The sequence below is a fragment of the Photorhabdus caribbeanensis genome (assembly GCF_018448885.1).
Taxonomy (GTDB): domain Bacteria; phylum Pseudomonadota; class Gammaproteobacteria; order Enterobacterales; family Enterobacteriaceae; genus Photorhabdus; species Photorhabdus caribbeanensis.
The window spans coordinates 92,277-109,513 of sequence record NZ_RCWB01000005.1; the positions used below are offsets into that span (position 1 = coordinate 92,277).

Annotated in this window: 11 protein-coding genes; all 11 read right to left on the reverse strand. The window is 38.3% G+C overall.

The genetic code is table 11. The features are described from left to right. Nucleotides 1–31 precede the first annotated feature (31 nt). The 11 genes from EAE90_RS05425 to EAE90_RS05475 all read right to left on the reverse strand — a co-directional run bounded on the left by EAE90_RS05425 (nucleotide 32) and on the right by EAE90_RS05475 (nucleotide 17,097). The gene (locus EAE90_RS05425; protein WP_214052621.1) at nucleotides 32–1,207 is read right to left on the reverse strand and encodes a phage tail sheath family protein; all 1,176 of its coding nucleotides are present in this window, start codon (nucleotides 1,205–1,207) and stop codon (nucleotides 32–34) included. A 55-nt stretch (nucleotides 1,208–1,262) separates the two neighbouring features. After that, nucleotides 1,263–2,642, reverse strand: a complete 1,380-nt coding sequence (locus tag EAE90_RS05430; RefSeq protein ID WP_214052622.1) for a phage tail sheath family protein — start codon at nucleotides 2,640–2,642, stop codon at nucleotides 1,263–1,265. Nucleotides 2,643–2,653: 11 nt separating this feature from the next. Further along, nucleotides 2,654–3,736: a phage tail sheath family protein gene (locus EAE90_RS05435; protein WP_214052623.1), complete on the reverse strand. Its 1,083-nt coding sequence runs from the start codon at nucleotides 3,734–3,736 to the stop codon at nucleotides 2,654–2,656. 175 nt (nucleotides 3,737–3,911) lie between these two features. Further along, nucleotides 3,912–4,361, reverse strand: a complete 450-nt coding sequence (locus EAE90_RS05440; protein ID WP_214052624.1) for a phage tail protein — start codon at nucleotides 4,359–4,361, stop codon at nucleotides 3,912–3,914. Nucleotides 4,362–4,844: 483 nt separating this feature from the next. Further along, nucleotides 4,845–5,780 carry a hypothetical protein gene (locus tag EAE90_RS05445; RefSeq protein WP_214052625.1) on the reverse strand — a complete coding sequence of 312 codons (936 nt, stop codon included), beginning with the start codon at nucleotides 5,778–5,780 and terminating at the stop codon, nucleotides 4,845–4,847. 320 nt (nucleotides 5,781–6,100) lie between these two features. Then, on the reverse strand, nucleotides 6,101–10,066 hold the full coding sequence (locus EAE90_RS05450; protein WP_214052626.1) for a putative adhesin: 3,966 nt from the start codon (nucleotides 10,064–10,066) through the stop codon (nucleotides 6,101–6,103). 282 nt (nucleotides 10,067–10,348) lie between these two features. After that, a complete protein-coding gene (locus EAE90_RS05455) occupies nucleotides 10,349–11,296 on the reverse strand; it encodes a hypothetical protein (protein WP_214052627.1) in 948 nt (315 codons plus the stop codon). 65 nt (nucleotides 11,297–11,361) lie between these two features. Further along, nucleotides 11,362–12,264, reverse strand: a complete 903-nt coding sequence (locus EAE90_RS05460; protein ID WP_214052628.1) for a Pvc16 family protein — start codon at nucleotides 12,262–12,264, stop codon at nucleotides 11,362–11,364. Nucleotides 12,265–12,288: 24 nt separating this feature from the next. Next, on the reverse strand, nucleotides 12,289–14,355 hold the full coding sequence (locus EAE90_RS05465) for an ATP-binding protein (protein WP_214052629.1): 2,067 nt from the start codon (nucleotides 14,353–14,355) through the stop codon (nucleotides 12,289–12,291). A 9-nt stretch (nucleotides 14,356–14,364) separates the two neighbouring features. Beyond that, nucleotides 14,365–16,014: a contractile injection system tape measure protein gene (locus EAE90_RS05470; protein WP_214052630.1), complete on the reverse strand. Its 1,650-nt coding sequence runs from the start codon at nucleotides 16,012–16,014 to the stop codon at nucleotides 14,365–14,367. A 63-nt stretch (nucleotides 16,015–16,077) separates the two neighbouring features. Continuing rightward, the gene (locus EAE90_RS05475) at nucleotides 16,078–17,097 is read right to left on the reverse strand and encodes a tail fiber protein (protein ID WP_214052631.1); all 1,020 of its coding nucleotides are present in this window, start codon (nucleotides 17,095–17,097) and stop codon (nucleotides 16,078–16,080) included. Nucleotides 17,098–17,237 lie beyond the last annotated feature (140 nt).

Sequence of the window (17,237 nt, forward strand, 5' to 3'; positions counted from 1 at the left end):
TGCCTCTGTTTAACTTTTGCCTCTGTTTAACTTAGCGGGTGGTGCTGGTACGGGTATCAAATGTCAGGCTCAGTTCAATAAATTCCGCTGGAATTAACACCGCCAGTTTAATTTTCATGATCATTTTTCCGGCCCGAATATCGGTTTCACTCATTGATTCACCCACACCCAGTAACAATTCAAACGCCTGATCTTCCTGAGTACCCCGTAGCCCGCCGTTTAACCATAACTGACGCAGCCAGTTGTAGGCTTGGCCTTTAAACTTCATCCAGGTGATAGCGTTATTGGGTTCAAAGATGAAGGTCCGGCCGAGTTGAGTCATATGAGCTTCAATATAGGAAACCAGACGGCGGATTTGGATATAGCGCCAGGGGGAACCGGGGGTATTTTCCAACGTTCGGCATCCCCAGACTCTTATGCCTTTGCCGGGAAAACTGCGAACCAGATTCAGCGAGGCACCATTCGGGTTAAACAGGGCATTTGCTTCAATATAAGAGCGTACCGGGCTGATCACTTTGGCTAACGCAACGTTGGCAGGGGCGGTCCAGACGCCTTGTTGGTTATCGTTATTTTGGATAACGGCGGCGACCGCGGCAGTAGGTGAAAGCACAATAGGGTTTTGCGCTTGATCCTGATAGGCGCTTTTTAGCCGCGGCCAGTATACGGCGCCCCATTGTTGATCTGCGGAAGCAAACTGTTTTAAACACTCTGCGGCTAATGTGGGATTGTCTGGGGCATCCAATAACCCCATAATGCCGCGCCGACTTTTGCAAAGATTGAGCACTGATTGCCAAAATTGTAACCAGAGATCACGTTGGATATAGGAAACCTCGGTCTGATTAAATCGGATAGCATCCGGGGTGACAAGCAGCGTAATATTGTTCTGTGCGGAAATCGCTTGGGTAATCCACGCTTGTTGCAGTGCGGCGCTCAATGACGAAAAATCGCTTAATTGTTGCTCCGTACCCAGTGACAGCACATAGGCTTGCTGGCCGCCATTTTCAAAAAAGTGGCGTACGGAATAGTACATTAATCCTGATTCGGGAAATGACCGGGTAAAATCGGCCAGGCTGTTGAGCTTGATAGCGATTTTATTGGCCGACGATGGGGTATAACCGATAAAAACCGGTATACCGATGAGTGCGTCATCCGGTTCTGGGGATATCAGGTTTTCGGTGACGGTGACACCCGGCTGTTTTATCTCCATTATCGTCTCCTTGTAAGACTGAATAGACGCGGCGTTCAACCGCGTCTCAGCACGGTTACTGTGCTACATTTTGTGAAAACTGAAGGATAATAAATTCAGCCGGACGTACTGCGGCCATGCCCACCTTGACAATCATTCTCCCTTGTTTAATGTCGTCGTCGGACATGGTGATGCCTTTACCAATCTGGACAAAATAGGCTTCCTGCGGCTTATTTCCCGCTAATGCCCCTTGCTGCCATAAGGAATAGAGATAGTTGTCAATGGCTGACTTCACCCGTTCCCAAGTAGGCTGGCTATTGGGTGCAAAAACGGCGGTGCGCATGGCTTGCTTAATATCCCGTTCTGCGCTGTTAAAGAGACGTCGAACCGGAATATAGCGCCAGTTGTCATTATTTTGCAGAGTACGAGCGCCCCACACGACAAAGCCACGCCCGTTGAAATAGCGAATAGCATTAATACCTAACAGGTTCATGGTGCCTTGTTCATCGTCATTAAGTCGTTCAGTGACATCACTAATTCCGCTCAGCACGACATTAGCCGGGGCTTTCCAGACACCACGGCTGGCATCAGTGGCGCAGTAGACCCCCGCCATGACAGCACTGGCGGGAATGGTGTTGCTGCTGGATTTTATTTTGCCCTGTATTGCTTGGACAGCTTGTTGGTAGACAGTTGGGTTTTTCCCTTTGAGTTGCGCCAGATTTTTGACTTCATTTGATGCTGCATCTTCATAACCTGAAACTGCGATCAAGCTATCTTCCGTTTGCATAAGTTGTGAGACTTTGACCGCAGGATAATAAGTCGCAGTTTGTGATTGCACATTAACTGTAGGTTTAGTTGCTTTATCCTGGCTGTCAGCGATCAGGAAATAGCCAGCATTCAATAATGCGGGGGTCAGGCTGTTGTATATTGCACTCTGGTAAGCAGAATCCTGTTCAGGACAGACGATTAGGGTGATCTCCAAAGCTTGTTCAATTAATTCAGGGATTAATGCGGTAGTCTTAACCTCTGCGGAATCAGCAATGGGCAGGATATAACAAGGCCCACCGCCATTTTGGAAATAAAGTTTTAGCGCATCACTGCTGGTGGTGTAGGTGCCGACAGCGACAGCGTAAGTGTAACTGGAACTTGTATCACTCGCGTTAAGCGCGATATTGGCAGTGGCTGTATCGCCTGCAACTTTCCCAGAAGGAGAAGGGGGAGGCGGTGGCGTTGGTTTAGTCGATGTGATGGCGATTGACGTAATACAGCCGACATTAAATAGATTGGTAAAATCCAGCCAGCTACTCACACGTATCGCTTTTAGAGTTGCGCTGGTTTTTTTAGGCTGGAAGCGGCCAATAAAAACAGGTATTGCGGTGTTCCCGTGGCTGATAGAGAGCGATAATGACGCATCTTCTTCAATATAAACGCCGGGATAAGTTGGTGTTGTTGGCATGATGCCTCCAATTATTGTGCGGTATTCTGGGTGAACTGCAAGATAATAAATTCGGCCGGACGCACTGCCGCCATGCCGATTTTGACGATCATTTTGCCCTGCTTGATATCGTCATCAGTCATAGTGACGCCTTTACCGATTTGAACAAAATAAGCCTGTTCAGCTTTGCTGCCCATCAATCCGCCTTGCTGCCAGAGGGCATGGAGATAGTTATCAATCGCCCGGCGCACCGCTTCCCAGGTGGGTTGGCTATTGGGCTCAAATACCGCGAAACTCATGGCGTTTTTAATGTCCCGTTCCGCGCTGTTAAACAGGCGGCGAACCGGGATATAACGCCAGTTATCGCTGTCCTCAAGGGTTCTGGCGCCCCAGACCAGCGTCCCGCTCTTAGGGAAGGTCCGGATCATATTCAGTGCCTTACCCTGGTTATATTTCCCTTGCAGATCATCAGTCATCGGATATTTAGGTTGTAATCCGCCCTGAACAGGAACATTAGCGGGGGCCTGCCAAACACCCCGGCTATTATCGACACTGGCATAAATACCGGCCATGACGGCACTCGGTGGAATATCGACCAGCGCTCTCTTTTCTCCCCATTCAGCGGTCAGCCAGGGATAGTAAACGGCGCCATATTGAGTTGCTGGATAAGGTTTAAGTACATCATCTGGTGTTTGGGTTGAGGTTATTTGGGCTGTTGGACCATCAAAAATAGCGAATAATCCTTTGCCTAATTGGCAAAGTTTTCCTACAGCGGTCGTAATATCTTCTCCGGCGGCAACCAGTAGTGTCACATCGTCAAGCTTTGGGACCTGACTTTCTAGATTTGTGGTTTTGACGAGATAAGCATATCCACCACCGCTAATAAAATAGGCGCGCAGTGCGATATCAAGTGTATTAGTGGGATCAAATTGCCCACCTTTTAGTGTTAAATATTCCAACCAGCTACTAATACGAATATAGGAATTGTCTGGTATTAATGAATTATTATTTGCGACGGCAAAAACAGGCACTGCCGTTGCACCCGAACGAATGGAGAGGGACAGTGAGGCGTCCTCTTCAATATAAACGCCGGGATAAGTTGGGGTTATTGGCATTATTGTCTCCGAGTTATGATGCGATACTCTACGTAAACTGTGGGATGATGAATTCAGTTGGATGGATGAACCATGACAGTGTTGATCATCATGGGTTGGCATATTGATAATTAATGCTGTTAGATAATTATCTTCTTCAATATAAACATTGGGATAGCTTGTTATTATGGACCTATTAAGGTGCTTGAATGGTAACGCGATCCGCGACCAGTGCTATCTCCTGAACGGCAATATCATTGCTGGCGGCATCAAAAGAGGGGGAGGTGAATGATGTTGGAAAGGCGTTTGCCACATTCCAGGTCATTAGAATCTGGGAGCCGGTTTCGTTGGTCAGGCTAATGGCAATATCCTTTTTTTCAACCTGATTAAGTTGAATAGAATTAATCCAGTCAAACAGTTTAGTGTCGCCAGGGAAGACCCCTTTACGCAGGGTGATATTGATCGATTGACGTTGACCCGGCATTTTATAGTAATTACCGGTGCCATCTTTATATTCGATAACATCATAGTGAACATCAAGCCCGGAAACATTGTTAAAAGGGATTTTCTCGTCACCAACCGAGACAACAAATCGATAAGCAGGGATAGGATAATCAACAGCAATTTGTTCTGGAGTTATAGTCATGGTTTTTTCCTTTATTGTTTACATGTGAAATATAATAAAAATATCTGTTATTTTGCTTCTTTTATTACTTAACGATTGGGTATAGCTACCGCAACAACCTGATTTACAGAGGTTATTGTTTATATTAAATGGTTTGTCTTACGATTATCTAAATTGTTTTTCGTAAAACAAATTGATTATAGATAATGAATTTTTATACGGATTATCAATTAATAATAATGGTGATTGTTAATTGATATAGCAGATTGTAATGATTTTATTTATCGACAATCTTTTATTGTCGTCTATAACGAAAAGATAAATAACGGGTGGTAACTTTCGGTGATTTTAATAATGGATAAGAGAAAGTAAATAAAAATGCGCCATAAATGGCGCAATAATTTGTGAAATATAATTTTGAGTTTGAATCGTAAACTTTGAGCAAATAGCTCATAGGCTACGCGCTAAAACTCCCTTTACTGGTGAATGAGGGAATATTTGCTATTACCTTGTGCCAGGCATTGTATTCCAGGTGTTTGTGCCTTTCTTTTTGTATGAAGTGATATAACTCAGGGGAATTGGTGTAATAAATGTTAGCTCTTCTGTACGTGCGGGTATCATTGCCACGAATTCTGATTGTTGAAGAGTCGGGTGGCTCATCAAGAAATGGGGATAATTGATTCCTCTTTTGTCTTGTCTAATTTCCTGACCAATAGTGTCTTTGTTCATTTCCTGTGGTTTGAGTCCAGGAATTTCCATCTTATACAGATAGGCAGACTGTTCGCCAAACCCTCCTGAATCCATATTCATTCCTGTCGATACGTAGTTTTTATTTGGACTCCTGACATGTCCTATCATATGCGCTGATGGGCCATCTTTAATAAACGCATCCGTCAATTCGCTCTTAATTCTGCTAACATGCTGTTTTGACCAGGGATAGAATCCACCTGCTGCTGCGATTGTTTCAGGATCTCGATTATCTCCCCTAAAGACAACAACGTTTTCTTGATGTGTCAGTTCTAATTCATATTTACCAACCGTTAACGTTGAGGGTGTTGTTCTATTAAAACCTGATGCTAATGGTTTCTCAGAAGATACAATAGAAGATGCTGATTGATTAACTGGCGATATTGTATTTACCGCAGTTGTAATAACTGATGGTGTTTTTACCGGCGATGTTCTGGATTTAATATTTACAACCGGTTTACTGAGTGCAGGCGGCCTTGTAAATTGAGAAGATGGTTGTTTGTTATCAGATAACCCTCTTTCATTGAGTGCCTTGATACGCTCACTCAATGTCAATCCACGGTCAGAAGAACCTGGTCTATCATTATTGAAATGTGATCCTAATTCTAATGGATTGCTGTCATGATGAGCCGCGTTCTTTAACTGTAAGGGGCTGCTTTTCTGTTTTTCTTTTTCGCTATATTCGGATTTCATAATTATCACCTATTAATTTGGAGAAAAATATATTGAGAGCATTGTGTTTAATGTGATTAGCTAAGTTTAAAGTGTAATGCTATATATTTTTATCTTGTTGTTTAAGTCTTTGTATTTTACAATCAAATTATTAAATAAATATTTAATTAAAATACATTTTCAGATTTGTCTGGTTTTCTATGAAAGCTTTGTCGCAATAATTACCTGACTAATCAGAAAAATAATAAAATAGATAGATTTCAAAGATCAATTATTATAGAGAGTAATGGGGACTATATTACCAAATATAGCCCCCAGATTTCCACGTAAGTTATGGTATATTATTTAACGTTTATAAGATTAAATCTCACTTTGATGTAATAACTGTTTTCACTTCCACGCTTTAGATATAAATTATTAACACCTAGGATACTTGTTTCAAGTTTCCCATTTTCTACTCTTCCGGCTTTAAAATCTTGGGAATTGCTATTAATGATATTTGCCAGATAGACTCCCATCATATTTAAATTTTGAACCTTTATTGCCAACGAGCGGAAACCTTCTGAATCATTGATCTCTAAAATGACATTACCATCTGATTTTTCTCCTCCTTTGAAATATAAATATTGTCCTGTCGTTATTTCACTGAAATCAAATAAATTATTACTATATATATTGAAATCGGATAGGGAATGATTATCTATTACTGTTTGTCTTTGCATTAATTCAGGGCTATCTTCTTCTTTGCCCGGTAAAAAAATATCATAGTCTGCTCTTTTTAAAGAATCATCAAAGGTAATAATTTTATCATCTGTTGTCACCACGCCAATTACATATTCACTATAACTTATCGCATTGTTACCATTTGTAAATAACATCGATGTTAAAAGATATTTTATATCTCGCGGCTCATTAAGATATTCATGGCTATTAATAGCGGAAATATCTCGTTTGGTTCTGCTTGAACTCGCCGCTTTAGATTGTGGCAGCGTTTTCAATGCTTTATTTTCCCAATACTGTTCATGTTCATTTCTATAGCCGCGAGCGACTGCATAAGAGCGAGTTGTACTTCTGGGCTTGCCATTATCCCAAACTTCTCTACACGCTACTATATGAATATTTTCATAATTTTTCTCTTTAACGAAATCAATAAGATCTTTAATACTGACTTTTTTATCAATAGGAACATTCGGACTGATGCTTAATAAATCAACCGCCGGTGTTCCATCATTTGCTCTTATTATGGTTTTTCTGTTTTCGATTAATGCTGAAACATACTCTTTTTCTTTATCTTTTTCATACCAAGAAAATTGATATTCTGCGACTTTGGGCACTGAACTGTTTTTTAATTTTGCAGCGCTGATACCTGTTGCATCTTCTGCGGTTAAATTTGTGTGTTTTTCTATAACATTACCAATGTTCTTTAACTGTTCAAGTTTCTTTTCAGTAAATAGCGACTTTAATAAATCATAATCTTTATATCTGTCAGGGAATGCTGTCCAGAATTTTTCATAATTTCCACCAATAGCCGAATGAGGGTTTAACTGATTAAACTCATTAACAAACCGTTCAATAAGCGGATCATCTAACCGGTATTCATCTGGCGCCCAAAATATAAGATTTTTATTTTTTGGGAATATAATTGGTCTTGCTGAATTTTCACGACCACCATGAGCGGAAAAAATAGCGGTTTTGCTGGTGGCAGGACTTTCATTTTTATTCCAGGTCGTATAGATATTGAATTTAGAGTTAGATTCATCAACCCCTACAATATAGTTTGGGTCACTGTTATCCAATATTTTAAATTTCCCAATTTCCCCTTTATCCCTTGGTAGATAAAATTCATCCTGGCGAACATCTCCGGTTGGTGATCTAACGAATGTTTTAGGTCTATTGGCATTCTCGGTCAGTATCTTTTCTGATGCGTTGGTTAACGCTTGAAATTTTCTATGCTTATTAATATATGCCAGAGCATAAGCTGATCTGGCTACTCTGCCATTCCCATTGCCAAAAGGATGAATTTCAATTAACGTTGAATAGATGAGGAAAGGATCAACGCCATTAACGCTTTTTGTCCTGGTTAGATAATAAGGAAGAATAGTTTTGGATGATTCCATATGTGGAAATATCTGATCACCAAAACCACGATAATGTCTTAAATTAGTGCCCGGTTTTAAGCGATATAGTTCATCGTGCAATTGCGTTAATACATTAAAATCACTGATATCTTTGTCAATATATTTGGATAGTACACTGGCGACATGTTGTGTGTTATTAGCATTTGATGTACTTTTACTGACAATCCAGTTGGCTGCTTTATCTAAATCACTGCTTCCTGAAATATCTTCAACATTAATAAATTTTCCTAGCTGATCTGAAAAGGTTAATTTCTCATCGAGGAAATTTGCTATGTTATTAATTCGTCTTCTGTCATTTATTAAAGTATAACTTCTTGCTGCTACTTCATCTTCAAGATTCCTGAATGATAATTTATTGATTGGATTCCCTTCATAATCTAATGTGATTGAGTCCTTTATCATCTTATTAAGTTTTTCCCACCCAACAATTTCAGCTAACTCTTTAGCTTCTTGCGTTTTCATCAGGTGTGATTGTAAAATTTCTGTCTTTTTCTCAACATTAAATCTTGACCAATATTTTCGATCAAAAAACCATTTATAGCTATTGCGAATGTCTTCTAGTTTCCATGGATTAGTACCTGAACCAGGAATTTTCTTGATACTCTCTTTGGCTAATTGAGAGTTTCCTTTGTAATTAACATTTATTTTTTTAATACTAAATTTATCAGTAATATATCCGCCGCTATTTTTAATTAGTTTTGCGCCTTTGGTAATTTTTCTACTGATTGCCCGATTTGTCTGATTATTGAAAATAACATGGAAAGCGGATAAAACAGCAAAATTAACCCAAGCTTCTTGTTTTAATGCGCTGCTCTCTTCATTAGTGTTCGCAATCGCTGATTGAATGAGCGGTATGATGGTATTGGCGGTAATAGAAACCAAATAACCTTTGAGTGGGCTGGCAGGGAAAATCATTGAGGCAGCATCAAGGACTTGTCTGAGTATATTAAGATAATAATCAGCTATAATTTCATCTTCCGTATAGCTTATTTCATCCATATGCTCTATATATTTATCAAGAAATTCGTCTACTGTTGTCCCGGTAGAACTGGGTAGCTTATTAATTCCTTCATTGATATAATATTTCACATCTTCATTATTTCTAAATCTATTGATATATTTTTCATAATCGCCGGTAACATCGTTCAATCTAATTATAACATTTTCAATGTCGCTATTTAATACGTATCGTATCTCTTTTCCACTATATTCAACTTTATTGAACTCTTTTTGATGAATGTTTCTAATAAAATCATAAACCGTGAAGTATTTAGTTATCGGTTTTGGTTGATTTTTACATACATCAAATTTTCTATTAATCTTAGGCTTGCATTTATCAAGTATTCTCTTTGAAATAATAACGGTAATTTGTTGATCTAAACTAACACGACTGCTAGAGATCTCTTTAACTCTAGATTCAATATACTGATAAGGTGATAATATTTTTGATACCGTATCTTCCGCTGCGGCCAATCTTTGCAGTTTTGCAATAACGTATTGATTAAACTCTTCTACTTTATTGGCCAAATTATTATTAAGCAGATCTTGCTGCATTTCAACTGTGATCGATTCAGGGAAAATAATTCTTTGTTTAATATCATCTGATATATTACCCTTCAATAACCCCAGAAGCGACACTCTGACAATGCTATCTGCAACTGCAAGGCTGGTTTCTATATCAATCTTAGAATTAAGATCATGTTCTTGACGCCATCCTTCAAAATAATTAATCAAAATGATGTCATTAAGTTCTTCATTATCAAAATTAGAGTTATGGTAATGGTTTAATTCTTCGGAATATTTAGTCTTTAAATATTGTAGCGAAGTGTATCCATAAAAATCATAATCATAAGGAATATGATTGGACATCATTGTGGCAGAATTGGTATCAGATTCAAATTGCCGATTGTTATTAAGGTAGATCATTTCTTCATATTTGTTTTCTAACTCAGGTACTGAATAAGTCTGTTTATGAATATCTGTATGATGAAAGGCGCTGAAATATCTCGCATAAGGCTCTTGTTCTACCTTTAATCTATGATAGTTAAAATCTTTAGCGTGGTATATTTCATAAGCCTTTGTAAAATCTTGTTCAGAGAAAATTGCGATAGGAATATCAGAATGATAACCGTTATAAAATGATTCACTTATTTGATAATTAAATTTCATTTTGTTAATCTCTTTTCTGTTTATTATATTGTTAGATAATGTTCAATTCGATGTGGTATTATTTTTTTAAGGTGATTAAACCTCCCTATTTTTTGTTTGGAATGTTTCCAACTGTTAATTTTATAATGAAAAATATATTGGGGGTAAATAATATATATACCCTATGGATTTCAAGATGGATCGCGGCGGCAAGGGAGTGAATCCCCGGGAGCATAGATAACTATGTGACCGGGGTGAGTGAGTGCAGCCAACAAAGAAGCAACTTGAAAGATGACGGGTATATTAATTGTTATTGATATTCTTCCTGCTATATCCAGGGACTTTCATATTTTTGAAGGTAAAGGTATCGGCTTCAATTAAAGGCTTATTAAATGGCAACCAACTAGATTTAGTTTCTATATTTATGATATTAGGGGCTGCGGCTATTTTCTGATAGTGAAGTTGCCATTGTTTTTCCTCTGGGTTAAATTTTAAGAATGCAAAACCATAGGTATTTTCTATAACTTTGCCATCAGCCTTGTGATATCCATAATCGCGGAATTCCATTGCCGTAATCATACCCATTCCGTGATCAATATTTTGGTTATTATATTCAACATCTTCTTGACCACCTTGTACGTGCCGAACTCGGAGAGTATCTTTATTCATTTTATCGACCACAAATGAACATCCACTGAAATTTGGGGTAAATACATACTGTGGATTGCGGCTGATATCGGGTTGGGCCGGGATATCAACATATCCTCCTTGTGGTGCCCAATAAGCTAAAATAGACATGTCTTGATCCGGTATTTCATTTTGCCAGGTATCGACAATTTTTAATGCATTGAATGGCAGAGTTTCATCCGATGGTTTAATCTGTAGTGCCTTGAACACCAGATCTCCGCCGCCTTCTTTGTTATTTAAAATATTTTTTACGCCGTCTGACATTTTTATTTTTTGCGGATTAATTAAATCAGTAATAATTGGTTGTGAAGTCAGTGCGCTTTCATCTAATATATCAGACATTGCTATGGGGCTGGTACTATATTTTTTTTGTTTCGAAGGGGATGGAATAAAAGGTTGTGCATCTTCTATATTTCGTTCATTCCCTGTTCTTAATTTTTTGTTAAAATCCAATCCTAACCCCAATGTACAGTTATTCATATTATATTGGCTAGAATGTATCGAGCATTTTTCCGCTCTATTTGCTGAGTGGTTAACTTTTTCACTATATTTGCTGTTTGGCATATTATCACCTGTTAGTTTTTGGTGAGGGATTTATTTTATTATCATATGATTGAATGGAAATAAAATTAAACTCCAGTTAATTTGTCAGAATTTGCTGTGGAAATAATAATGCCGACACCATTTATCTCAACAACAGCATTATGGCTATTTTTCCATGTTGAAAGAATATCTTTTATTTTCGGTAAATAATTTGAATGGGTAACACCAGAGATTTCAAGGATCATACTTCTATTTTGCTGATTTTCATTATTGACTGTAGAAAATTCAGTAATCAGATTGACTTTAGTCAGAGCAAGGCGAATATCTTCTGTGCCATCTAAATCGGCACATAATTTATCTGTTAGAGCTTGGTTGATTTGTGAATTATTTAGATTGGGTTTCTGATCCACCGAAGCAGAAATTTGGTTAATGGGTGTAATATTGCCTTTAATATCTTGCAGTTTCATCGGTACGGTAATTGAATACATTAGAGATAGGCGAGGGCGATTACCGAGGGCTTGCCAAAAGTTACCCAGGCTATTTAAGTTTTCCTGTTGTGGAATAATTCGGGTATAGGCGCCGGGAATGCCGGTTAATTGGCGGTTATTAATTAATGCATTCAGAACACGAGTCATCACTTGCGCCGCTTGATTATTCGGTTGGCTATCCGGGCTTGAACTGTCGCTTGATGGTTTATTGGCATCCCAGTAAGTAATTAAATAGTGACAATTGATATTGACCCATCCCGGTAATAATGTGCTGGTCATCGGGTTATAACGCCTTGGTTCGGCAGAGCGTAATTGTAAATCTTCATTGATGTCATAAAGAAATACACTGACCGTCGGTTCCGATTGAATGGAATTAATTTCGGGTAGATCAAAACGGATATCAATTTTATTGCCATTGATATTTAGATACTGGGATAAAATAGTGTTTAATGCATTATTTACTTCAATAATCGCATTGTCAGAAGCAATTAGGGTTGTCATGTTTATTCCAATTTTGTTAAATGTTTAAAAAACCAATCGGCCAGTTTTATTTAATTCGAGTGTAATGGCTCGATTGATATGTTTATTTTCGATTTGTTTACAGTGGTCATTTTTCGCTAACGTTGCTGCTAATAGAGCAATATTTCTGATATTAGCCCCGGTTAAATCAGCTCGTTTAGCCAGATGGGTAAAATCAATGGTATCGGATAATTTAATTTGTTCTGGCCAAATGACTTGCCACATTTTTTTACGTAGCATTTCGTCGGGATAAGCAAAGCGGGTAATAAAGGTAAAACGGCGATTAAAAGCACTGTCTAAATGGCTGCGATTATTGGTGGCTAAAATCACTAATCCCGGATAATTTTCCAATCGTTGTAATAAATAAGAGACTTCAATATTAGCATGCCTGTCTTGAGCATCTTTGGTTTCGCTGCGTTTGCCAAATAAAGCATCCGCTTCATCGAAAAATAGCACGCCGGAATCCGCTTCGGCCAGATCGAAAATACGGGAGATATTTTTTTCCGTTTCACCGATATATTTATTCACCACGGTAGAGAGATCCACTTTAATCAGATCAACGCCAAGATTACCGGCAATCACCTCTGCGGCCATTGTTTTTCCGGTACCGGATTCTCCATAAAATAGCGCACTAATACCGGTGCCATAACCGATTTTTTCCTGAAAGCCGGTAGCCAGAATCTGGTCACGGTAATGAATGGCGGCAATAATCTCTTTTAATTGTTGCGTTAATGTGTCTGAAATAACTAAATCATTAAGGCTGCGTTTGGGGGTTATTCGTTGCGCTAATTTACCGAAATTCTGTTGAGCACGGAAACTTAATGCCTTACGTAGATCGGTTTCTTCCAATTGACCTTCTGGTTGTCGGAGTATTTGATATTGATTTGCTTCTTGAAGGATTTGCGGCAATGTTTCTGCGGTGAATGAAAAACGTTGGCATAGCTCGGTAATATTTATTTTCTGGGCGATATTATCCGATAAACTTGCTTCCAGCATGGTTTTTTTATCTGCCAGAGTCAGGGCTGGCATATTAATTTGTACTATTGGTAAATGTTTAATCCACACTAATGAATCTTGTGGTTCTGCCAGACAAACTACACGTAATTTTGGCTGATTCAATAAAGTGGAGAATTCTCTGTGTAATATTTTCTTTTCATCTTTAAGTAAAGAAAAATTGCGAATTAATAAACAGCCATCGTGTAATCGTACTTCCCGTACTGCATCTATCAGCAAATTAGGGTTATTTTCCTCCGGCAGTTGAGCTAAATCTAGCGTTAAGGTACTGATATTATGAAACGCCATAATATTGCTTACCGCTAATTCTCTGGCGCTATCTTGTTTTCCTCTGAGTATTACCAGCGGGCGTATTTCGTCAGTTTTATTTAATAATATCTTTTCAAGTGAAGGGTAAAGGGATTGTGGATACCAACCATGTGAGGCAGAAGAGTGCCAATAAGCACAAGTTGTCAGCGGCGGTAAAATAACCCGTTGGCCTGATAAGAAATGCCAGACAGCGCTGTGAGTTAGAAATTGAGTTTGTAACCAAATAGACTCTTCGTGGTTATTAAGCCGTAATAGTTGATGACTGATTAATGGTGTTTGCGGTAGAAAGCTATTTTGTCGTAATGGCTGATCACTTTGGCGTTGGCTAAATAATTCAATGGCTAATTCAAAGCTAGGCCACTGTTTTCTACTGTTACCGTGCAGAGCAGCAAATAACGCATGATAACGGCTATCAAAATGAGGTAATAAACCTAATAATAAAATATCCCGTTCAAATTCAGTCAGTTTAAAACGTTCAACTAATTGTGATAATGCATTGGGGTTTTCGTCGATTTCAGGGAAATTAATAATATTATCCTGTTTAGTGATCCAATGAGGAATACCCAGTGGCTTTGTCAGACGCTGGTTTAATTCATCCTCGCTAAGGAGAAAACTATCCGGTAAATAATCGTATTTCTCTCCATTTTGGTAATAGTAATGTTGTAATCGCAGATCAATACGTTCCAGATGGGGATAAATCCAGTGAAATTCTGTCGCCATGTAATGGTTGTTTTTAAGTAAAGCGTTCATATAAACCTGTTAAATATTTTTCCAGTCGATTAATAAAGAGCGATCCAGCCAGGGAAGTTTAGCGATATTTAATGGCCACGGCCAGTCAGCCAACAATGCATCAAATGGCTGTGGCTGGATGGTGATTTTGATTTCTTGCTCGTTTACCAATAATTCACCCGGTCGTTGTAAGAACAATTGGCGGACGTCATTGCAGCTTAATTTTTTCCAGCCGGGAAGCTGAGCAATAACGCTATCCAGCCATTGCGTGGTGATTAATTGTTTTTCGGGTTCAACAGAGATTGATTCGGTATTTTCATTGATCATAAGTCCGCACAGAATGTTATTGAGCCTCTTACGTTCTGCCGGTGTTTCTTCGGTTCCCCAAATCAGATAATCAAGGAAATTAACAGCATGGTATTGGGCTTGACGATGGATAAATTTTTTCCCCTTAAGTAGGTCAAGTTGATTAAATAATGCGGGTAGCATCGGCCAGAGCATTAATATGCCGGCATTATTGATTTGATATGGAACGGTTTTTTCTGGTAATAAAACTGATTCAGATTGTGGCTTGTTGATAGTTTGAAGTTGATTGCGGCTATTGATTGTAATATGTGCATTATCTGATGTTGATAGTATTTTCTGATCTTCGGTCATGACCTTCTTATTTACCAGACATTGATATTGCTGAACATTTGAAAAATTAATGTTATTCATGGCTGATTTTTTACCGGATGTATTTTTATCTATGCGGTTTGGCATAAAGCATGCCAATAGGTATTGGTATTCCTTAACCGAAAAATGCTTTTGGCAAAGCCGTGAAACAGAAACGGTTTGCCAGAGTTGTTTCAGCCAATTATTTAATGGAATATTGTGGTTCATAGCTTGGCGAAATAGCTTAATAATAGGATCGGTATTAAGTACGCCGTTATTGAGTTCAGTGGTAATACGGGAAATGATTTTAGCATCGGGTTTAGGTATTTCCTGAATATTATGCCGCTGTAGATATTCCAGTGCATTGAGTATTAGTTGCCCGGAGGAGACAAGCTCCTCCTGATGTTGTGGTTTGTTTGTTTTTTCGGATAATCTGCGATTAATGGCAATGAATAAAGCGGGTTGTTTGATAGCTAAAAGTCGTTGTAGACCATGTTCAGATAGGCAGCTTTTTGCCAGTAATAATATCCACTTTCTCTCTATTTGTGCTAATTGATGAATAAGTTTATTAATATTAATGTTTTTATTGTGCGTTATTGTCTCCATTGTGTTTGGTTGGGAATCTTGTTGATATAAAGAGTGAATGAAGTTCTCCGCATCAATTAAATTATTATCGCAGAATGCGGAAGGGTTATCGGTAAATTTACTGGATGTTGGCTTGTTCAGTAGAGTTTCTTCCTGATGGTTGTTTATCTGATATTGGTTAAGTGCTTTATTCAGCTCAACCTTGAGGCGAGCAGGGAATAATGAATTAAAGTTATGGAAACTTATTTCACCAAGATTAAGGGTTAATGTCTCCAAGGAGATATTCTGATGAATATCATATTCATCAAAGTATAAGTTGAGTAATTGATTTATATTGACCTGATTAAATACGGAGCCATGCAATACTTTCTTAGCGACCTGTTGATTATTAGCTGCAATAGTAATGGTAATCCGGTTTAACAGATTTGGCTCCGAAGTCATATTGATATTTCCTTGGTAATGAGTAAATAATAGGTAATTTAAGTCTGTATTTTTAGAATAGAATTAGAGTTTCATAATAAAGGCTAATAGATAATAAGGCGGAACTACATCAACGCTATGATAATGTGAAGGGGATGACGCTGTTGCTTGGTGATTATGTCCTTCTCCTCCACCTGTGGGTGATGTGTGTGGGTAAATACGATATCCGGTTTTCATCATTACTTTGTCATTGTCGCTGGAATTATATATTGCATCTCCCGTCGTTTGATCAGCAAATTTTTCATATCTAATTGCATTATTCAAACAGTAAGGCATACCTCCAATATGATCATGCTTAGGTATTTGTGCTACTGTTAATGTAGTTTCTTGCACATTAACAGTGACAGAAACTTGAGTTGGTTCTGTACTTATGGAAAAGTTTTTTCTATTCCCACCCCCACTGGCTTTATTACTGCTTTTCCCTGTCTCAGAAATAGTTTCACTACACATGACAAAACGACTTCTTAAATCTGGGGTTCCATTACTACCATCACAGAAAGCCCAACCTGTAGGAGCGCTATCACCAGAAAACATCACGATCATTCCTGTGGGGAGTATTTTATTGGTATCAATACTGACACCGTTATTGTCTACCTTAATGCCATTACCAGCTTTAACTTTTACACCTTCATTAACTATTTCAATACCGTGATAATTACCGACTTCAAGCTTATCGTTGTTAATTCTCAATCCTCTGCCAGTATTGATTGCTAATCCACTATTATCAACTGACAGGCTTTTATTCTTGATTTTTACACTTAATCCATCGTTATCTGTCTTTAAACCGCCGTTGTCATTAAGTTTTACCGCTAGTGCACCGTCATTACCCAGTTTCAGGGCTGAATTTGGGTTATCCGTTTGACCGGGCGCTTTACCAACGGCCCGACGACCTATATCAGCAATATTAATCAGATCGGCATAATCGGTTTGTAATGGAATACTGCCTTCTTTAAAGCGTCTTTTTAAATCATCTGCTGATGGGCCATTTGATTTGATATTTTCCATATTGGATTTTACATCAGATAGATTAGATTTTTTTTCCATTTTTATCATCCTAGACTGTATAATGTTAAATTATTATAATTTAAATATCTTGTAGATGTTTCTGTATAATTAAGAGTAAAAAGATATTTAATCTTAGAATAAGTCTTTTGTGGTGCTATATTAATTTGTTTTTATTTTGG